This is a genomic window from Treponema sp. UBA7570 (assembly GCA_002477955.1).
Classification (GTDB): domain Bacteria; phylum Spirochaetota; class Spirochaetia; order Treponematales; family Treponemataceae; genus Treponema_D.
The window spans coordinates 27,391-46,563 of the sequence record DLLE01000058.1; the positions used below are offsets into that span (position 1 = coordinate 27,391).

Consider the following 19,173-nt stretch of genomic DNA (forward strand, 5'->3'; position numbering starts at 1 on the left):
ATTCAATTCATTTTTGTTTCTTCTCTTAATTATCCGTTTTAAGTTTGAGACAGGTTTGTTTTCTATTTCCAAAAACAGTTATTTTTAATATTCTGTAGGCAGTTGTTTAGAAAAAATATCTGGAGTTTTTTATGGAAAAAAAGGAAGGAATTCTGGTCTTTAACGAATTTGACGGAAAATTTGCAATTGCCAAGGATGAACAGAGTTTTCCTTTTACAAACATTGAATTCGGCGACAATTTTGAAGTAAAGATTGGCGATGAATGGATTCCGACAAGTTTGCAAATTTCAAACGATGAAAAAGGTAATCTGGTCTTTAAGTTTAAAGGAATAGATTACGAAGGCGACTTGACTGGTTTTGACGCCAGAATATAACATTCCGCTTTTTAGGTTTATTACATTTTTTAACTATGACACTTTTAAATTCTTCTAATTCTCTCAAAAAAAATCATCTTAAGGGCTTTTATAAAATTCTCTTTTCAATCGCAATTCCTATTATTTTGCAGAACCTTTTGCAGACTTTCGTCAATATGATGGATACTGTAATGGTCGGACGGCTTGGTTCTGTCGAAATTGCCGCTGTTGGACTTGGAAACCAAATTTTCTTTATTTTGAATATGGTTGTTTTTGGCGTTTCTTCCGGCTGTTCAATCTTTATTTCGCAGTTTTGGGGACAGGAAGATTTTAAAGGAATCCGCAAGACTTTTGGAATTATGCTGATTGTCTGCGTTTTTGTTTCGCTGGCTTTTACTGTTGCTGGAATTTTTAAGCCTGAATTTTTAATCGGACTTTATACAAAAGATTCTGTTGTTATCCAAAAAGCTTCTGAATATCTTAGAATTGTCGCTCTGAGTTATCCGCTCATGGCTGTTTCGTTTGCATGCCAAATGGCGTACCGCAGCACAGAGCATGTAATTCTTCCAATGACAACAACCGCAATTTCTTTTGTTTTGAACGTTGCCGGAAACGCAATTTTTATTTTTGGTGTTGAAAGCCTCGGAATTCCTCAGATGGGAGTTGCCGGCGCCGCTCTTGCAACTTTGATTTCCAGAACTGTTGAATTTTTTATTACGGTTTTTTACGGACGCATAAAGAAATTTGAGGCGATTGGTTCTTTTAAGGAGATGACTTCGTTCACAAAAGGTTTCCTGCTTAAACTTTTAAAAGTCGGTTTGCCTGTAATTTTTAGCGAAACTTTGTGGGGGCTTGGAATTTCAACTCAGAATTCAATTTTTGCCCATACTGGAACTGATTCTTTTGCGGCGTTCAGCATTACAAACACGATTAGCCAGTTAACCTGGGTTGTTTTTATTGGAATGGGAAATGCCGCGGCAATTATTCTTGGTAAAAAAATTGGCGCTGGCGAAAAAGAAAGCGTGCTTGCCTTTACGCACAGATTTTGCTGGTTTTTCCCGATTTTGGGCTTTGCAATCGGACTTTTTTTAATTCCGCTGAGTTATTTAATTCCTTTTATTTTTAACGTTGATGCGCATATTGTAAAAATTGCACAGTCCATGCTTTTTGCCCTCGTATTTTTGTATCCGTGGCGGGCGTTTAATATGCTTTTGATTGTCGGAATCTGCCGTTCGGGCGGAGATACGATTTTTGGAACTTTGATTGATAATGGCTGGATGTGGGCTTTTGCAATTCCTCTCGGTTACATTGCTTCGTTTAAACTTGGACTGCAGCCTTACCAGATTTTGCTTTGTCTGGAAACCGAACAGATTTTAAAAACTGTCTGCGGAATCTGGAGAATAAAATCCGGTAAGTGGCTGCATAAAATTACTGGCTAGTTTAGAAATTTCCGCCGTTCCATCCCCAGTTTTTGTAGCCGCTGTAGGTGATGTAGATTTTGTCGCCAGGAATTCCGAGCTCTTTTTCAAAAATTTCGCAAATTTTGCCGCTCATTTTTGAACTTGACTGAGAGTCTACATCGCCCAAAACTTCGACAGAAATAAATGCGCCTTTTTCGAGTTTTTTTCCGCCAAAATAAAGGTCATAATTGTCTTCAAAACCGAGCATAAGGTAGCTTTCTGGTTTTCCGAGAATTGCAACGGCTTTTCCGAGCTCTGCTTTTAAAATGTCGCGTTTTTCTTGCGGAAGAGAAACTGTCACTTTTGAATTTATCATTGGCATAAAATGCACCTCCAATTTTTTTGTTAGTACGCACATTGTATTTTAATTTTTGGCGAAAAATCAACTGAATATGTTATAATGTGAATGTTTATGCGGATTTTGCATGGCGATATTTATTTTTGAGAGGAAATTTTATGGTTGATTATGCTGAAGGTTCTGGAAAACAGTACCATACAGGCGTCGGACCTGAAGATATTGGAAAATATGTAATTTTGCCGGGCGACCCTAAGCGATGCGCAAAAATTGCCGCTCATTTTGACAATCCTCATCTTGTTGCAGATGTGCGTGAATTTACGACTTATACAGGAACACTTGAAGGTGTAAAGGTAAGTGTTACTTCGACGGGAATTGGGGGGCCTTCTGCCGCAATTGCAATTGAAGAGCTTTCAAAATGTGGAGCGTATACTTTTTTAAGAACAGGCACTTGCGGCGGAATGCAGGAAAATGTCTTGAGCGGCGATATTGTGATTGCAACTGGAGCAGTAAGAATGGAAGGCACAAGCCGCGAATTTGCTCCGATTGAGTACCCGGCAGTTCCGGACATTGAATGTGTAAATGCGCTGATTAAGGCTGCAAAGGACAAAAAAATTTCTTATCATGCAGGTGTTGTTCAGTGCAAGGATTCGTTTTTTGGACAGCATGAGCCGGAAGTTATGCCTGTAAGCTATGAACTTGAAAACAAATGGCAAGCCTGGCTTAGAATGGGCTGTCTTGCAAGCGAAATGGAAAGCGCCGCTCTCTTTATTGCAGGAAGTTTTTTGCATGTAAGAGTTGGCTCGTGCTTTCTTGTTGTAGCAAACCAGGAAAGGGCAAAAAAAGGTTTGCCAAATCCGCAGGTTCACGATACTGAGCTTTCTGTAAGCGTTGCTGTTGAAGGTTTACGGAATCTTATAAAGGAAGATTTGAAAAAAAACGGAAAATAAATGGCAGAGCGGCTGGATAAACTTCATTTGGACGGATATTCAATTTTTCAAAATAAAAAAAAGTTCTGTTATGGAATTGATGCTGTTCTTTTGGCGGATTTTGCCTTAAAAAATACAAAAAACAGAATTAAAAGTTTTGAGGCGGACAAGAATTTTTTGTTTATTGACCTTGGAACTGGAAACGGAATAATTCCAATTCTTCTTGCTGCAAAAACCGGACCGCATGTAAAAATTCAGGGAATTGAAATTCAGGCGGAAATTGCAGAAATGGCTCGCCGTTCTGTAAAAATAAATTCTCTTGAAGAGCGGATTGAAATTTCGGAAGATGATATAAAGAAAATTCCTCAAAATTTAAAAGGCGGTTTTGCGCAGGCTGTCGTTTCTAATCCGCCGTATATGGTTGTTTCTCAGGGGCGTCAGAGCGGCAATTTTGCAAAAATGGCTGCCCGCCAGGAAATTTTGTGCTGTCTTGAAGATGTTGTTCGTGCCGCAGAATTTTTGCTTGAAGGCGGCGGAAGTTTTTTTATGATTCATCGCGCTAAAAGACTGAAAGACGTTTTTTTTGCGCTTGAAAAATTCGGCTTTAAAAATATTTTTTGGCAGAACGTAAAATCTTTTAAGGAAAAAGACGCGGCAATGGTTTTGGTTATGGCAAAAAAAAGTCTGGCGAAAAAAAACAAAACTGAAATTTCTGATGATGATGAAAAAGTTCAGCTTGAAGATTTGATAATTTACGACGAAGACGGAAATTATACCCAAAAAATTTTAGAAATTTATGGCCGAAAACCTTAAAAACGCAATTAAAAATTGAAATTTATTGATTTTGGAGTTTTCCGTAAAAACTTTATAAAATTCTGTCAAAAAAAATACTAAAAAATAAACGCAAAATTAGCGAAAAAAAACAAATTATGATTTATAATAAATCTGTTATTTTTGGAGTCTTATTTTGGTTAAGAATTTTAAAGACATTTCATTCAGTTCTTTTGAAGCTCTTGTTGATATTTTGAGCGATTGCACGGATTCGTTTTTGTTTTTGCTTGATGTAAAAAATAATTCTGTTTTTATTTCTGAACAGGCCGGCGCAATCTTTGAGCTTCCCGGCAAAAAATTTCATCATGCGACCGATGTTTTGCTGAGGCTTGTCGCAGAAGAAGATCAAAGCCTTTTTTCTAAGGAACTGGATGATGTAATTTCCAGAAAAAAAGACAATTTTAATTTAAATTATCGCGCTTTAACAAAAAGCCATAATTCAACTTGGGTAAATTTGCGCGGAAAAATAGTTTGCTTTGGTGAAGAAAAAAAATCAATTTTGGTCGGAAGAATTGAAATTATCGACGATATTATTCAGCTTGACGATATTTCTAAACTTCCTACAGAAGTTCAGCTCAGAAAGGATTTTGACAAAGTCTACAAACAGGAAGAAAAGCTCAGCGGATTTATTATGAAAATCGATGTCGATAAAATGGGTGAGATAAATGAACGGCATGGAACTCGTGTCGGAGATTTTATTCTTTCTATGATTTCTGATTCTATTAAACGTAGCATAAAAAACTTTGGAGTTGCATACAAAATAAACAGCGATGAATTTATCTGCATGAACCTGAAAGGAGCTACTGCCGTTGATGCGGGCTTGTTCTATCAAGATTTAAAACGTTCCCTTGTAGAAGCTGAGCAGCGGATTGATTATGAAGAAGTTTTTACGGTTTCTGCTGGCGCAGTTGCGTTTTTTAAGGACAGTGTGCAGATTGACGATTTATTAAAAAAAGCGAATTTTACGGTTTCTGTGGCAAAAGAAAAGGGCGGAAACAACCTTGCCATGTTCAATGCTACAGATTATCTAAAACATCAGCGCAACTTAAAGCTTCAGGAAAAACTGCGTTTTGCAATTAAAAACAATTACGAAGGGTTTCAGATTTTTTATCAGCCTGTTGTGGACGCAAAGAACATTTATCTGGACAAAGACAAAACAATTACAAATGTGATTGGGGCTGAAGGGCTGATGCGCTATTCTTGTCCAGAATTCGGTGTTGTTTCTCCAGAAGAATTTATTCCGATTCTTGAAAAAACGGGGCTTATAATTCCTGTGAGCCGCTGGCTTTTTAAAACGGGATTTAAGCAGTGCTGCGAATGGAATAAAGTTCAAAAAGATTTTCATTTGAGCTTAAACCTTTCATATATTCAGGTAAAAAAAAGCGATGTTTTGACAGATGTTCAAATGGCTTTGCTGGATTCTGGCGTAAAACCGGAAAATATTACGCTTGAACTGACAGAAAGCGGTTACATGGACGATATTCATGGACTGGAAAATTTGGTTCACAGGTTCAATAAACTTGGATTAAGAGTTGACATCGATGATTTTGGAACTGGTTATTCAAATTTGCGCTATTTGCAGTATCTTAACGCTTATACCTTGAAACTTGACTATTCATTTGTACACAAGGCGACAGGAGGAGATCAGGGCGACAGCTACGTTATAAAGCACATTACGCAGATGGCGCATGAATTGAACCTGAAAGTTTGTATGGAAGGAATTGAAGTTGCCGAAGATATTGATAAATTGAAAGTTTACAATCCTGATAAGTTCCAGGGATTTTATTTTGGACGGCCTTGTACGGCTAATCAGTTCCGGGAAAAATATATTCGCTCGGATATTCGTTTTGACAGATAATAAAAAAAACTTGCGGAAAATGAAGTTTTGTGGGGAAAGACTTCATTTTCCGCAAAAATCGCATATTTTTTAGATAAAGTGCTTTAATTCTACGTGTTCAAACTGTCTTGTTTTTACAGCCACGACATAGCTTCCGAAAATCGCAGAAACTGCATCGAATGCTGCGGCAAAGCTGCAAAAAACAGGAGCGGCTGGACGCAAAAGAAGATAGGCAGATTCAAAACCACGGCTGTATATCGTGCAGAGAATTGTAAGCGCTACAAAAGTTCCTCCTGTTGGAAGAGAAGAAAGTGCAAAACTTATTGCAAGCGATGCGCCAAAAATCCACAGAATATCAAAAAAGGCGAATCCCAAACTTGAATATGAACGCAAAATCATAACAAAACAGATTGTTGTGACTAAAGACGAGCCTCCGCGCGCAAAAATTGAAAACAGCGGAATTGTAACGTCAGAAGACGGCTGGTGAACTCCCAGGCTTTCGCGGGCATGGCGAAGATTTACCTGAAGAGAAAGGTTTGAGTCGCCGGAAAAAAATGCTGTGATTATTGGAGTAATGCAGGCGTAAATTACGTGATACGGATGCTGGTCGTTGCACAAAAAATAAAGAATAAGCGGATAAATCAATCCAAGCACGAGAACAAAATCAGCCAAAAGCATTATAAAAAGAGGAGTGTATGTTCCAGAAGCAAAAACCTGGCGCGCAGAAACCATCCACCAGGCAGAAATTGCAATCATGCCGACAGAAAGCCATTCGATAAAAAATGACATAATTGAATAGCAGAGTTTTGCCGCAGAATCCAAAAATGAGATTACAGGTTTTGAAGCGCTTTGATCGGTCGTACAGCCAGCTCCTGCAAATCCTGCAAAAATAAAGCAAGGCAGGAGATATGCTCCGTGCAGCAGCGCTTCAAATCCGGAATACGGAAAAAGCTGCATTGTGAGCGTTTTAAGGTCGATCGTCGGAAGAGAAGCCATTTTTTCGCCAGTAATAGGAATTCTAGGAAGTTTTACAATTAAAATAGAAAGAAGACCGAGAAGCGCAAGAATCAGCGTTGTTCCAAAAACTGCAATTATTGTCCAAAGCGCTGTTTTTCCGAGAAGCTTTGTGCTCCTTAATTTAAAGACAGCAGTTGAAACTCCAAAAAAAAGCAGAGGAAGAAGTGTGTATCTTCCAAATCTGACAGAAAATTCACTCAGAGAAGCAACAACAGACGCTATTGCGGGGCTGTTTGTCGGAAGAATAAAAGCAGCTCCAAGTCCAAGAGCTATTGCAATCAAGTATTTTATCCAAAGTTTCATAATGAATAAAATTATATTAAAAAAATCCGCCCTTTGCCATATATAACCGGTAATGATATAATTTCTATCTATGGACAAGACAATTCTTATTGCTGGAAAAGAAGTTCCGGCCGGAAAAGATTTAGCTTCTTCTGCTGTTTTGCATGAAAGAACTGTTTTTATTACTGCCGAAAGCGATGCGGCGGATACTGGTTTGGCAGACGGTTCAAATCCTGTCGCATGGAATAAAGGTTCTGCGCTTTCTTCGCGTTCTCTTTTAATTTCTGCATCGAACAAAAACGGTCATCTTGACGAAGCGGTCTTGATTTTTGATGAAGAATATTTTGCTCCAAAATTTGGAGTTCCCGGTCCTGCCGAAAGCACACGTGCCTGCGACGAATTGGTTTTGGGCTATCAATATTTGGCTGCGGAACTTTTATTGCGCTTTAATCAGCGAAAAATTGCCGGCTTAGAAAAAAATCCCGGAAAAATTGTTTTTGTCTATAAGCCAAACGTGAATGAAGCGGATGCCGTAAAAAATCCAAATCTCCGTCTTGAAAACCGGATTCTTTCTAAAACTCTTGTTGCTTCGGCTTCGGCGGCATTTAGAGCGTTTGCTGAAAATTTTGCGGCTTCAGTTTGCGAATCGGACGACGTTATTCCAATTTTGGTTGAATGTGATTCTTCTAACGAGCTTTCAAAAAACGACAGTTCTTTTATGGCCTGGCTTTGCGAATATCTTTCTAAAATTGACGGCTTAAAAAAGGAACTTTCTGCAAAACAGAAAGTGAGCTGGATAAAGGCAGGAGCAAAAGTTCCCGGGGGATTTGGAATTTTTAAAAAATAGGGAAGTTCAAAAAAAATAACTGCCTGAGTTGCTTGGATTTTTTATGAGTGATTTTTTTATTTCTTGTGTGTTTAAAATTATTTTGTCGTTTATTGCAGGCTTTATTTTTGGCCTGGAACGAAAATTTCGCCAGCAGGTTGTTGGAATGCGCACTTTAATTTTAATCTGCTGTTCTTCGTCTATGCTTTCGATTTTGTCTGAATGGATTTCAATTCAAAGTGGAGCGGCGGACACTGCGCGTATTGCTGCCGGTGTAATCAGCGGAATTGGTTTTTTAGGCGCCGGCGTAATTATGAAAACCGGACTCAACGTAAAAGGTTTGACTTCGGCGGCTGTTATTTGGGCGGACTCGACAATCGGGCTTTGTATTGGAGAAGGTCTTTATATTCCTTCGTTTTTTCTTTTGGCTGTTTTTATTCTGTCGCTGGTCTTGCTCGAAAAGATTGAAAAAAGATGGTTTCCGGCAGGACGCTCAAAATCGCTTCATCTTACTTTTAATGTCGGAAAAATGGACATGGCGCATTTGCGGAAAGTTGTTGTTGAAACAGGTTTTGTGATTAACGATGTGAATATTACACAGCTGCTCGAAACAGAGCAGACAATTGTCCATTATTCTGTGAGCGCTCCAAAAATCAACGACTATTCAAAATTTATTGATGAATTGAATAAGGTTGCGCCTCTTTTGGAAGTTTCGATTACAGGTTGATAAATGCGAATTAAGGCAATTGCGAATGATTGAATAAACTTTTTTAATCGCCTAGAATAATCTGTTATGCAATTTGATAATCCGTTAATTGTTCAAAGTGACAGAACTCTGCTTCTTGATGTACATGCTCCGCGCGCAGCCGAATGCCGCAATGCGCTGATTCCCTTTGCCGAACTTGAACGGTCTCCCGAACATTTGCATACTTACCGTTTAACTGCGCTTTCTTTGTGGAATGCCTCCGGCGCAGGCTTTAAACCAGAACAGGCGATTGGTGTTCTTAAAGAATTTTCCCGTTACGATGTGCCGCAGTCTGTCGAGCAGTGGATTTTGGAAACTGCCGGCCGTTTTGGAAAACTTCGTCTTGTTCAAGGTCCGAAAATTGAAGTTCCTTTGACTGCGGCTAACCCTGAAGGCAAAAAAGACCCTAAACAGATTACGGAAGAATATTTGTATTTGGTGACGGAAAGTTCTCTTGTTTACCGCGAAATTGCCGCCTGCAGCGTTGGAAAAAAAATGCTGACTGAGTGTCAGTACGAAGAGCCTTCCGGAATAAGCGAAGATAAAAAAGTAAAGGTTTCCGAAAACGAAAAACACAACTGCTTTATGCTGCATTTGACCGACCGTGGAACTGTAAAACAGGACTTGCTGAGACTTGGCTGGCCTGTAAAAGACGACGTTCCTCTGGCAGAAGGCGAACCATTGGAAGTGAACCTTCGGAAAGTGACGAATTCTGGGCGCCCTTTCGAACTTCGCAATTACCAAAAAGAAGCGGCTGTGGCTCTTGTTGGCGACAAAGGTCCTGGAACCGGGTTTGGCACTATTGTTCTTCCTTGCGGGGCAGGAAAAACAGTTGTCGGCATGACGGTAATGGATTTATTAAAGACCAGCACGCTGATTATTACGACAAATATTTCTGCTGTGCACCAGTGGATTGAAGAACTTGTCGATAAAACCGACCTTCCGCGCGATATGATTGCAGAATATACTGGAGAAAACAAAGTTATAAAGCCTGTTACCGTTGCAACTTATCAAATTTTAACATGGCGGCCGGAAAAAGACGGACCTTATCCGCATTTTGCGCTTTTTAGGCAGCGCAATTGGGGGCTTATAATTTACGACGAAGTGCACATGCTTCCGGCTCCTGTTTTTCGCGTGACGGCAGAAATTCAGGCGATTCGTCGTGTAGGACTTACTGCGACTTTGGTGCGCGAAGACGGATGTGAAGGAAACGTTTTTAGCCTTGTTGGTCCAAAACGCTACGATGTTCCGTGGAAAGACCTTGAAGCTACGGGCTGGATTGCTTCTGCCGAATGTATTGAGTTGCGTCTGGATTTGAGCAGCGAAAAAGAGCTTGAATATGCAGTTTCTCCTCTAAGAAAAAAACATCGGATTGCAAGCGAAAATCCCGAAAAATATAAAATTGTTGAAAAACTCGTAAAAGAGAATCCCGAAGACAAAATTCTGATTATTGGGCAGTATCTGGAACAGCTTGGCGAAATTGCAAAAATGCTGAAAGTGCCTGTCATAACTGGAAAAACTCAAAATGAAGAGCGCGATCAGATTTATGCGAAATTCCGGTCTGGTGAAATTCGTGTTCTGGTTGTTTCAAAAGTTGCAAATTTTGCAATTGATTTGCCAGACGCAAGCATGGCAATTCAAGTGAGCGGAACTTTTGGAAGCCGTCAGGAAGAAGCGCAGCGTCTTGGCAGAATTCTGCGTCCGAAAGAGCGAAAAAGCCGTTTTTTTACGCTGATTACGCGGAATACGGTCGAGGAAGACTTTGGTTCTAATCGTCAGAAATTTCTGGCGGAACAAGGATATGCTTACCGCGTCGTGAGAGTTTCCAATTCAACAGAACTGGTGCTTTCAGATTGCTGTAATTAAAAAATGCGGTTGTTGAGCTGAACGGATTTATGCCGTCAGAAACATCAAAAAAAACATACTTTTTGAGGGGGAATAAAATGATAAAAGTTGATCCTAAGGTTCAGAGAATAATTGACTGGAGAGAAAGTTTTATTACTTTGCCGGATAATCACTTTTTTGAGCTTATTAGAATGTATTTGGGCGAAATTCATTCCCCGTTCAACAAACAAAAGCTTATTGAACAGCTCGGCGCATTTTTGAGAAAAGAAGAAAACCGCCGCACAATCATAAATTTGCTGTCCGAAAGCGATATTTTAATTCTTGCCGCTGTTTATTATATTCCAAATGCGACAACCGAAAAACTTTCCAATTTTTTTGACAAAACAATCAATTTTGCAAAACTTTATGAAAGGCTTTTGAATCTTGAAGAAAGGCTCTTGATTTACCGCCACGGCGACAAAAATACGCGCAAAACCCTGATTTCGTTAAATCCTATGCTCGAAGATGAAATTCTTCCGCTTCTCAGCAAAAAAATTCTCTTGCCATTGCCTGTTCTCGAAACTCGAAACGAAGAAGTTCCTCCATCGCTTACGCCGGAAAAGCTTGCTGCCTTTGTAAATTTTGTCTGCACAAATCCAGGACTTTGCAAGGCGGACGGAACTATAAAAAAACGCGATTGCGAAAAACTTGAAGAAATCTTCGGTTCTGGAACTGCGCCTGTTTTTCAGCATATTTTTACTGCTTTTATAAATCTTTCGCTCGTAAAAGAAGATTTGAACGGTTATGAAATCGACAGTGCAAGGCTAAAATCTTTTGCCGGGCTTGACGAAAAACTTCAGTACGCTTATTTATGCGTTGCTGGAATTGGACGCTTTAGCCGCACCTCTCTTATGAGCCAGGCAAAACTTCTTCTCGAAACCGCAAATTCTCTGCCGGCAACAGGTTTTGCGCGCACCAGCGTTTTAAGAACGGCATTTTTGCTTTTTGAAAAAGACCCTTCTGCATTTTCTTCGTCGGAACGTGCTTTTGGAGGAGGTCGTTTTAATTCGATTTTGGCCCGCGCTCAGGGAGAAGATGAAAATTCCTCTTCAAATTCGATTTTGGAAAATCCGTCTGCGGTTATGGACCGACTCTGCGACAGCGCCGCAATGTTTGGAATTTTGCAGGAATACGGAAAGGACGAAAACGGAGAAACTGTTTTTGTAAAAGGCGGAATTCTTTTTAAGAAGACAGTTTCTGGCGCAGGAATTGGAGCTGAGCCTGAGCTTCCTAAAGTTTTGAATATTGATCCAGCCTTTAATGTTACGGTTTTTCCGGGGCTTCCTCTGAAAGAGCTTTTACCGCTTATGAGAATTATGGACTTAAAGCAGTTTGATACTGCCGCGGTTTTTGAAATTACCAGAAAATCCATAATGCGCGCTTTGGACAGCGGTTTTGGCGAAAAAGAAATTTTAGAAATTATAAAGAAATTCTGCGCTTATGAACTTCCGGAAAATCTTCTTGTGAGCATTGAGGACTGGAGCAATTCATATTCTTCTGCAAATTTGTACAAAGGCTATGTTCTAAAAGTTGATGAAAAAAGCACAGTCTTGGTTCAGAACAATCCTTCGATCTCTCCAAAAATTTCTAAAATTATTGCACCCGGCGCATTTTTGCTGAATGTTGCTTCGGACGAAGAAGCGCAAAACCTGATAAAAGAGAGCGGACTGGACTTTATCGGAAGCATTCAGACGCCAAAAAGCGAATTTTCCGGATCGGCTTTTCCTGTTTTTGAAATAAACAGAACAGCCGGCAGCGCGCTTTTGGGTGGCGGAACAGCACAGCTTAGGAGCGGAGCAATTTCTGAAAGCGATGGAAGCGACAGTTACGGAGTTATAACTACGGACGAGGAAAGAAAAGAGCATTTTGATATGCTCCGCGGACTTTTGGACAAAATGGCGATTACTCCGGAGCAGAGGGAAGGGCTTTTGCTCAGAATAAACAGAAAAATTATTTTGACTCCCCAGCAGCTCAATGCAGACAGCGTAAAACTCGAACAAATTGAAGCGAACGGAATGGATTATCAGGGAAAAGTTCATGTTGCGGAAAGCGCGATTACTCAGAATATGATGCTTGAACTTGAATACGACGACAAAAAAATGCCGGACGGACTGGCAGTAATTGTCGGAACTCCAGTTTCTGTAGAAAAAAATCCGGTGGACAGCGTTGTTCATCTTGTCGTTGAGCCTGAACACGAAGAAAGAGCTTTTTCTCTCGGACATGCACGCAACGTAAAGCGGATCCGCGGTTCGGTTTTAAGATAAATTGAAAAATTGTCCGTACGGCAAAATAAAAAAATGTTTTTTTGTGCGGAGATTTTTTGTTCGACCGGAAAACTTAGCCCGGATCGCCACGGAAAGACCGGACGAGCGGAGCGAAGGAGGACTTGCAGTAAGAGCCGGATAAGACAGAAAATTGCGCTCCAAAATAAAAACTGACAAAATTTCAAAAATCTGTTACTCTTTATAAGAACAAAATTTTACTGAAAACGGACACAAAAAAAATGATTTCTGGAATTTTAATCGAAGGTTTTATTTACGGCATTATGGTTTTGGGCGTTTTTATGACTTTTCGCGTCCTTAACTTTTGCGACATGACGGTTGACGGTTCTTTTCCGATGGGCGCGTGTATTCTTGCTGCATGCCTTACTCACGGGATTTCGCCTTCTTGCGCGCTTGTGATTGCTTTTTGTGGCGGCGCGGCTGCCGGTTTTTTTACCACTTTGATTTATTCAAAACTGCGGATTCCTGATCTTTTAGCCGGAATTCTGGTTATGACAATGCTTTATTCCGTGAACTTGCGGATTATGTCGAACCAGGCAAATGTTTCTTTGTTGCGGCTCAATACGATTTTTAAAAGTCTTTCCAGGGCTTTTCCTGCTGCCGGCGACTGGTCAATCGTGATTTTTGTTGCGGTTTTTGTCGCAATCCTTACTTTTTTGCTCAACACTTTTTTTTCTACAGATTTTGGCTTGACGATGGGCGCTTTAGGTTCTAATCCGCAGATGGTGATTAGCCAGGGAGTTGATCCGCGTTTTGTGCGTGCTGTTGGGATTTGCCTTGGAGACGCAATGGCCGCTCTTTCTGGAGCGATGTTTGCAATGTATCAGGGATTTGCCGATGTTGGAAGCGGAACTGGAGTTGTGGTTTCGGGGCTTGCTTCTCTTATGCTTGGTGAATTTTTGATTCGTTCAAACAAAATCGGCTGGCAGACTTTCCGCGTAATTCTCGGTTCAATTTTGTACCGCGCGCTTATGTACGTTGCCCGGCGTTATGGAAGCTCTGTTGGACTTGGTCCGAACGACTTAAAGCTTATTACCGGACTTTTAATAATAGTCTGCCTGATAATTTCAAAAACGAATATTAGCGCATATTTTAAAGAACACTTAAAAAGGCCTCCTGTAAGCTGAAAATTGGGAGAAACATTAAAGACCAATAAAAACTTTGCCTAAACTTCATTATGGGAGAAAACGATGCTTGAATTAAAAGATATTGGAATTACATTTAATGCGCATTCGCCGGACGAAAACAAAGCTTTGTCGGGAATAAATTTAAAAATTAACCGCGGAGATTTTATAACTGTAATTGGTTCAAACGGAGCCGGAAAATCAACTCTTTACAATATAATTGCAGGAACTTTAAAGCCGACCACCGGGAAAATTTTTCTTGAACAGAACGGCGCTGTCCGTGATATAACCGGTGATCCTGAATACAAGCGCGCCCGCTACATTGGACGCATTTTTCAAAATCCTCTTTTGGGAACAGCCGGAAAAATGAAGCTTGAAGACAATATGGTGATTTCCAGCAAAAAAGGAAACAAAGGCTTAAAAATTTCGCTGAATAACCGTCTTCGCGAGCAGTTCCGCGAACAGCTTAAAGAGCTCAATATGGGACTCGAAAACCGCCTAAACGACAATGTTGAACAGTTTTCCGGCGGCCAGAGACAGGCTCTTACGCTTTTGATGGCGGTTATGAGCAAGCCGGATCTGCTTTTGCTTGATGAGCATACTGCCGCCCTCGACCCGGCAAATGCCGACCTTGTAATGCAGCTTACTCTCAAATTTACACGCGAAATGGGACTTACAACGATGATGGTTACTCATAATATGCAGCACGCGCTCGATTACGGAAACCGCCTCATCATGATGCACAAAGGGCGGATAATTCTGGACATAAACGGCGAGCAGAAAAAAAATCTTACAATGGAAGACTTAATCGCCCAGTTTAAAAAAATACAGGTTTCAAACGACGCATTGATGCTTCAGTAAAATTAAAAAAAACGCAAAAAAAAAATTCTTCTTGACATAATGTTTCTATTTATAGTAACATTGTGGAGTAATCACTTTTTTGGAGGAATTTTATGAAACTCGTAAATAAGATTGTTTTTTCTGCAATTGCTGCGGCCTTGCTTTTTGGAACTCTTTCATGCTCAAAAAAATCAGCAAAGTCTGAGAAAAAAGTAAAGATTGGAATTGCAAAAATCGTTCAGCACGTTGCTTTGGATTCTGTTGAACAGGGCATTATCGATTATTTAAAAGATAACGGAGTTGATGCGGAATACGACTTGCAGAATGCAAACGGCGATGTAAACACAGCCGCACAGATTGCGCTCAAATACAAGGACGAAAATGTGGATGTTGCCGTAGGAATTGCAACTCCTGTAGCGCTCGCCCTTGCAAATTCAATAAAAGATATTCCTGTAGTATTTGGAACAATTACAGATCCTCTCGGCGCTGGACTTGTAACAACTCTTGACCACGGCGAAGGAAACGTTACCGGCATGAGCGACGCGATTCCGACAGAACAGCACATTGCGCTTTTTAAGGAAATTGCCGGAATCAAGACACTTGGCTACATCTATACATCGAGCGAGGCAAATTCCGTTTCTTCCCTCGAACTTGTAAAAAATGCCTGCCAGAAACTCGGACTTAACCTTGTGACTCAGTCAATTACAAATTCAAGCGAAGTAAAACAGGCGGCAGAAACAATCGTAGACCGCGTTGACGGAATTTATCTTACAACAGACAATACCGTTTTTAGCGCCCTTTCCAGCCTTATTCAGGTTTTTGAAAAGGCAAAAAAGCCGATTTTCTCCGGCGACGTGACTGGCGCAATGAACGGCGGATGTGTAATCGCTTCCGGATTTAACTATTACAAGGCTGGCCGTGCAACCGGCGAAATGGTTCTTCAGATTTTGAACGGCAAAAAACCGTCAGAACTTCCAGTCCGCTTTATGACAGAGCCAGAAGATTTTGACCTTTTGTTTGACCTGGATGCGGCAAAAAACTGCGGAATCGAAATTCCTAAAAAATATCTCGACACAGCAAGCATGATTTTTGAAAACGGAAAGCTTATCCAAAAGTAAAAAATCTGCAAAAAGCTAATTAGCCCAAATGTCGAGTTTTGATAAGAACAGTAATTTAAGTGTCATTCCCGTGCTACGACACTGCGATGTTTACACAGTAAACTCGGTCAGGAATCTGTTGGAAATTTTCAATTGATTATCGGATCAAGCCCGATAATGACATTAAATTATAAAACTCGAAATTAAGGGTAATTAAGAAGATTTTCTAAAGTCTGATTTACGCCAAGTTCCTGTAAAATTTTGCAGGAACTTTTTTTTGCACCGGCTTCCTCTTCAAAGCCGGATTTTTTTATTGCGCGGATCATAAGGTTTTTTGGAGTGCCTTCGTCGTCAATAAATTCAACCATCTGCACTTTGTATCCGGAATTTTCCAAAAGCTCGCCACGGACAGCATCCGTAACAAGCGCAGAAAAACGCTCTTTTATAAGCCCGTATCTTAAAAGAGGTTCAAAAATCGAATTTTCACCGGCTTTATTTTTTTTAAGCTGCAAATTTATTTCGTGCTGGCAGCAAGGCACAGAAAGAATCGCAGACGCGCCTTTTTTTATTGCGTAGCTTAAGGCGTAGTCGGTCGCAGTGTCGCAGGCGTGCAGGGTGATTATAATGTCCGGTTTTTTGTCCTCTCCAAATTCAGCAATGTCGCCGACCGCAAAGCTCAAATTTTTAAGGCCAAGCTCGTCCGAAAGTCTTGAGCAGTATTCAATTACGTCTTTTTTTAAATCCAGCCCGAAAATTTTGCACGGAACTTTTAAAATTTCAGTCAAAAAATACTGAACTGCAAACGTCAGATAGCTTTTTCCAGAGCCAAAATCAACAACGCTCAGTTCTCCGCCAGCTTTTTTTGCCAAAACTTCGAGAGCCGCGTCCTTAAAAATTTCCAAAAAACGGTTAATTTGCCGGAATTTGTCGTATTTTGCCGCAATAACCCTGCCTTCCGCCGTCATAATTCCGAGCCGCGCCAAAAACGGAACAGGTTTTCCCTCCGGAAGAATGTAATTTTTCTTTTTGTTAAAAGATTTTCCGGTTAAAAGATTTTTGTATGGAATTGGGCGTTCCCCTGCCGGGTCGGGTGTTCCACCGTTGTCATTGCCTTCGGCAACGCCTTGCGGCGCGGTTCCACCCCCTAACGCATTTTTGTCTTTTATTTTTTTTACAAGACGGGTAACTTCGCCTTTTTTGTTTGCAAGAAGCGTAATTTCTTCGGTTTCTGTGCGTTCAATGCAGTTTTTAAAATTTGCAGGAACGTTTTTTTTGATAAATTCTATAGCTTCCTCGGCGTTCATTTTTTTATGAAAAACCTGGGTTTTTGTGTAAAATTCGGCAAGATAGAGATTTTGCGCCAGTTTCGAAGAAACAGAAAGTTTAATTTTTACCCGGATATAAGAATTTTCCGGGTTGTCATTTGTTTTTTTTGCAGGTTTAGAAAGTGTCGCGGATAAAAGCATAGCTTGTATTTTATCCAAAAAGCGTCAGCGATGATAGCAGCGCGAAGCGTTCCTGAGGGCGTAGCGCTCAGGAATGGAGGCGAAAGCCGGAACTGCGGCCGTAGCGACCCGCAAGGCGGGGGACGCCCAAAACTGAGAAACAAAAAATGTTTCTCAAAGGACTGTATTTTTAATGTCGTTTTGCGGTATAGTATTTATATGGGAAAAATTATTGTTTTTGTTAATCAGAAGGGTGGCGTTGGCAAAACAACTTCTGCCATAAACATTGGAGCGTATATTGCAAAGGCAGGAAAAAAAGTTCTGCTTGTTGATTTTGACTCTCAGGGAAATATGTCCAGTGGCGTTGGCGCAAAAAAAGATAAACCTACGATTTATGAGCTTCTTGCCGGTCAATGTGCTTGTGAGCAGGCTGTAAAAAATACTCCGGTTGAAAATCTTGACGCAATCACCGCAGATACAGACCTTTCTGGCGCTGCAATCGAGCTTGTTGATGAAGAAAACCGTGAATTTTTCTTAAAAAAGGCGCTTGAGCCGCTTAGAGAAAAATATGACTTTATTCTTATCGACTGTCCTCCGTCGCTCGGAATTTTAACTCTTAACGGACTTGCCGCCGCAGATTCTGTAATTGTTCCTATGCAGTGCGAATATTTTGCTCTCGAAGGAATTACTCTTTTGCTTCAGACTGTAAAAAAAGTTCAAAAATCAATAAATCCAAAACTTGTTATCGGCGGAATTTTCTTTACTATGTATGACAGCCGTACCCGTCTTGCTCAGGATGTTGTGCGTCAGGTTCAGGCTTATTTTAAGGATTTGGTTTTTAATACGATTATTCCCCGCAATATCCGCCTTTCGGAAGCTCCTTCTCACGGAGTGCCAATCTGCCTTTATGATCCGAGTTGTGTCGGTGCAAAAAGTTATGAAAAACTCGCTGGGGAGGTGATCCGCCGTGGCTAAAAAATTTGGGCTTGGAAACGGCCTTGATTCTCTTCTGGGCTCTTCTGCAAAAGAGGACGAGCCGGCAAAAACAGAAAGTTCTTTTCAATCTGCAAAAACAAATCTGCCTGTCGGCATTGAACAGGACGAATTTGGAAAACTTTGGATTAACCCGGAACTTTTGCGCCCAAATCCTTATCAGCCGCGTCAGGAATTTGATTCTGAGCAGTTAAAAGAGCTTTCGGATTCGATTAAAGAAAACGGCGTAATTCAGCCAGTTACGATCGAAGATGCAAAAGACGGCACTTTTTATATAATTGCCGGCGAACGCCGAACCCGCGCTTCTCGTCTTGCCGGGCTTGAAAAAATTCCTGTTCAGCTTTCTGCATTTAGCGACCAGAAAAAACTCGAAGTTGCGCTTATCGAAAATATACAGCGTGCGGATTTAAATCCTGTCGAAGAAGCCCGGGCTTATTACAAGCTTATGGAACTTGGCGGACTTAAGCAGGAAGAGGTTGCCCAGAAAGTTGGAAAAAATCGTGCCACTGTTGCAAATGCAATCCGTCTTTTAAAACTTCCAGAAGATATTCAGAATGCGCTTGTGAGCGGACAAATTACCGCAGGACACGCCCGTGCTCTTTTAATGGTAAAGGACAAAATGAATATGCATATTTTGTTCGGAAAAATCGTAGGGCAGGGGCTTTCTGTTCATCAGACGGAAGTTATGGCATCGGAAATCAATAATCCTCAGCCAAAGGTTAAGAAAAACGAGAGCGCAAAAAGTGTGACCCGCGATCCGGATTTAATCGATGTTGAAACTCAGCTTATCCAGAAACTTGGAACTAAAGTTCAGATAAAAGGTTCGTACGAAAAAGGTTCAATCGAAATTTCGTATTTTAGCAAGGACGATTTTAACCGCTTGTTTGACTTTATAAACCGCTAGGTTTTAGCTTTGTTCTTTAAAATCTTAGA

Annotated in this window: 17 protein-coding genes; 14 read left to right on the forward strand and 3 right to left on the reverse strand. The window is 40.6% G+C overall.

The window, feature by feature from the left end:
* Positions 1-131: 131 nt before the first annotated feature.
* Together B4N75_RS07815 and B4N75_RS07820 are read left to right on the forward strand one after the other, a co-directional pair.
* Complete coding sequence (locus B4N75_RS07815; protein ID WP_296018682.1) at positions 132-374, forward strand: DUF5348 domain-containing protein; 243 nt, start codon at positions 132-134, stop codon at positions 372-374.
* 35 nt (positions 375-409) lie between these two features.
* Positions 410-1,792 carry an MATE family efflux transporter gene (locus B4N75_RS07820; RefSeq protein WP_296018672.1) on the forward strand — a complete coding sequence of 461 codons (1,383 nt, stop codon included), beginning with the start codon at positions 410-412 and terminating at the stop codon, positions 1,790-1,792.
* Position 1,793: 1 nt separating this feature from the next.
* Here the strand turns inward: B4N75_RS07820 and B4N75_RS07825 are convergent, their stop codons facing one another.
* Positions 1,794-2,135 carry a phenylpyruvate tautomerase MIF-related protein gene (locus tag B4N75_RS07825; protein WP_273066361.1) on the reverse strand — a complete coding sequence of 114 codons (342 nt, stop codon included), beginning with the start codon at positions 2,133-2,135 and terminating at the stop codon, positions 1,794-1,796.
* 134 nt (positions 2,136-2,269) lie between these two features.
* Between B4N75_RS07825 and udp the strand changes: the two genes are divergently transcribed.
* From udp to B4N75_RS07840, 3 genes are all read left to right on the forward strand, one after another.
* Positions 2,270-3,058, forward strand: a complete 789-nt coding sequence (gene udp, locus B4N75_RS07830) for a uridine phosphorylase (protein ID WP_296667757.1) — start codon at positions 2,270-2,272, stop codon at positions 3,056-3,058.
* Positions 3,059-3,850, forward strand: coding sequence for a tRNA1(Val) (adenine(37)-N6)-methyltransferase (locus B4N75_RS07835; RefSeq protein WP_296667755.1), 792 nt, complete (start codon positions 3,059-3,061; stop codon positions 3,848-3,850).
* A gap of 154 nt (positions 3,851-4,004) precedes the next feature.
* Positions 4,005-5,726 carry a GGDEF domain-containing phosphodiesterase gene (locus B4N75_RS07840; protein ID WP_296667753.1) on the forward strand — a complete coding sequence of 574 codons (1,722 nt, stop codon included), beginning with the start codon at positions 4,005-4,007 and terminating at the stop codon, positions 5,724-5,726.
* A 69-nt stretch (positions 5,727-5,795) separates the two neighbouring features.
* On the opposite strand, the gene B4N75_RS07845 is transcribed toward B4N75_RS07840, so the two are convergent.
* Positions 5,796-7,025, reverse strand: a complete 1,230-nt coding sequence (locus tag B4N75_RS07845) for a dicarboxylate/amino acid:cation symporter (RefSeq protein WP_296667751.1) — start codon at positions 7,023-7,025, stop codon at positions 5,796-5,798.
* A gap of 70 nt (positions 7,026-7,095) precedes the next feature.
* Here B4N75_RS07845 and B4N75_RS07850 point away from each other — a divergent pair, with 70 nt between their 5' ends.
* The 7 genes from B4N75_RS07850 (at position 7,096) to B4N75_RS07880 (ending at position 15,823) form a co-directional block, all read left to right on the forward strand.
* On the forward strand, positions 7,096-7,851 hold the full coding sequence (locus tag B4N75_RS07850) for a hypothetical protein (protein ID WP_296667749.1): 756 nt from the start codon (positions 7,096-7,098) through the stop codon (positions 7,849-7,851).
* Between the two features lie 43 nt (positions 7,852-7,894).
* Positions 7,895-8,557, forward strand: a complete 663-nt coding sequence (locus B4N75_RS07855; RefSeq protein ID WP_296667748.1) for an MgtC/SapB family protein — start codon at positions 7,895-7,897, stop codon at positions 8,555-8,557.
* Between the two features lie 66 nt (positions 8,558-8,623).
* A complete protein-coding gene (locus tag B4N75_RS07860) occupies positions 8,624-10,441 on the forward strand; it encodes a DNA repair helicase XPB (RefSeq protein ID WP_296667746.1) in 1,818 nt (605 codons plus the stop codon).
* 77 nt (positions 10,442-10,518) lie between these two features.
* Positions 10,519-12,723, forward strand: coding sequence for a helicase-associated domain-containing protein (locus B4N75_RS07865; protein WP_296707060.1), 2,205 nt, complete (start codon positions 10,519-10,521; stop codon positions 12,721-12,723).
* A gap of 239 nt (positions 12,724-12,962) precedes the next feature.
* Entirely contained in the window at positions 12,963-13,868 is a 906-nt protein-coding gene (locus B4N75_RS07870) for an ABC transporter permease (RefSeq protein WP_296018600.1), read from the forward strand.
* A gap of 63 nt (positions 13,869-13,931) precedes the next feature.
* Positions 13,932-14,726, forward strand: a complete 795-nt coding sequence (locus B4N75_RS07875; RefSeq protein WP_296707062.1) for an ABC transporter ATP-binding protein — start codon at positions 13,932-13,934, stop codon at positions 14,724-14,726.
* A gap of 92 nt (positions 14,727-14,818) precedes the next feature.
* Entirely contained in the window at positions 14,819-15,823 is a 1,005-nt protein-coding gene (locus tag B4N75_RS07880; RefSeq protein ID WP_296018586.1) for an ABC transporter substrate-binding protein, read from the forward strand.
* A 182-nt stretch (positions 15,824-16,005) separates the two neighbouring features.
* Here B4N75_RS07880 and B4N75_RS07885 read toward each other — a convergent pair whose 3' ends face one another.
* Positions 16,006-17,268, reverse strand: a complete 1,263-nt coding sequence (locus B4N75_RS07885) for a class I SAM-dependent methyltransferase (RefSeq protein WP_296667054.1) — start codon at positions 17,266-17,268, stop codon at positions 16,006-16,008.
* Between the two features lie 198 nt (positions 17,269-17,466).
* On the opposite strand from B4N75_RS07885, the gene B4N75_RS07890 reads away from it, so the two are divergent.
* Positions 17,467-18,222 carry a ParA family protein gene (locus tag B4N75_RS07890; RefSeq protein WP_296667051.1) on the forward strand — a complete coding sequence of 252 codons (756 nt, stop codon included), beginning with the start codon at positions 17,467-17,469 and terminating at the stop codon, positions 18,220-18,222.
* Entirely contained in the window at positions 18,215-19,144 is a 930-nt protein-coding gene (locus B4N75_RS07895; RefSeq protein WP_296667049.1) for a ParB/RepB/Spo0J family partition protein, read from the forward strand. Before B4N75_RS07890 ends, B4N75_RS07895 begins: the two co-directional genes overlap by 8 nt.
* Positions 19,145-19,173: the final 29 nt, after the last annotated feature.

Bases quoted from the DNA above. Each gene is read 5' to 3' on its own strand.
- B4N75_RS07890 (WP_296667051.1), top strand. From the start codon at position 17,467: ATGGGAAAAATTATTGTTTTTGTTAATCAGAAGGGTGGCGTTGGCAAA.
- B4N75_RS07880 (WP_296018586.1), top strand. From the start codon at position 14,819: ATGAAACTCGTAAATAAGATTGTTTTTTCTGCAATTGCTGCGGCCTTG.
- B4N75_RS07885 (WP_296667054.1), bottom strand. From the start codon at position 17,268: ATGCTTTTATCCGCGACACTTTCTAAACCTGCAAAAAAAACAAATGAC.
- B4N75_RS07875 (WP_296707062.1), top strand. From the start codon at position 13,932: ATGCTTGAATTAAAAGATATTGGAATTACATTTAATGCGCATTCGCCG.
- B4N75_RS07865 (WP_296707060.1), top strand. From the start codon at position 10,519: ATGATAAAAGTTGATCCTAAGGTTCAGAGAATAATTGACTGGAGAGAA.
- B4N75_RS07845 (WP_296667751.1), bottom strand. From the start codon at position 7,025: ATGAAACTTTGGATAAAATACTTGATTGCAATAGCTCTTGGACTTGGA.
- B4N75_RS07815 (WP_296018682.1), top strand. From the start codon at position 132: ATGGAAAAAAAGGAAGGAATTCTGGTCTTTAACGAATTTGACGGAAAA.
- B4N75_RS07870 (WP_296018600.1), top strand. From the start codon at position 12,963: ATGATTTCTGGAATTTTAATCGAAGGTTTTATTTACGGCATTATGGTT.
- B4N75_RS07825 (WP_273066361.1), bottom strand. From the start codon at position 2,135: ATGCCAATGATAAATTCAAAAGTGACAGTTTCTCTTCCGCAAGAAAAA.
- udp (WP_296667757.1), top strand. From the start codon at position 2,270: ATGGTTGATTATGCTGAAGGTTCTGGAAAACAGTACCATACAGGCGTC.
- B4N75_RS07835 (WP_296667755.1), top strand. From the start codon at position 3,059: ATGGCAGAGCGGCTGGATAAACTTCATTTGGACGGATATTCAATTTTT.
- B4N75_RS07855 (WP_296667748.1), top strand. From the start codon at position 7,895: ATGAGTGATTTTTTTATTTCTTGTGTGTTTAAAATTATTTTGTCGTTT.
- B4N75_RS07850 (WP_296667749.1), top strand. From the start codon at position 7,096: ATGGACAAGACAATTCTTATTGCTGGAAAAGAAGTTCCGGCCGGAAAA.
- B4N75_RS07860 (WP_296667746.1), top strand. From the start codon at position 8,624: ATGCAATTTGATAATCCGTTAATTGTTCAAAGTGACAGAACTCTGCTT.
- B4N75_RS07820 (WP_296018672.1), top strand. From the start codon at position 410: ATGACACTTTTAAATTCTTCTAATTCTCTCAAAAAAAATCATCTTAAG.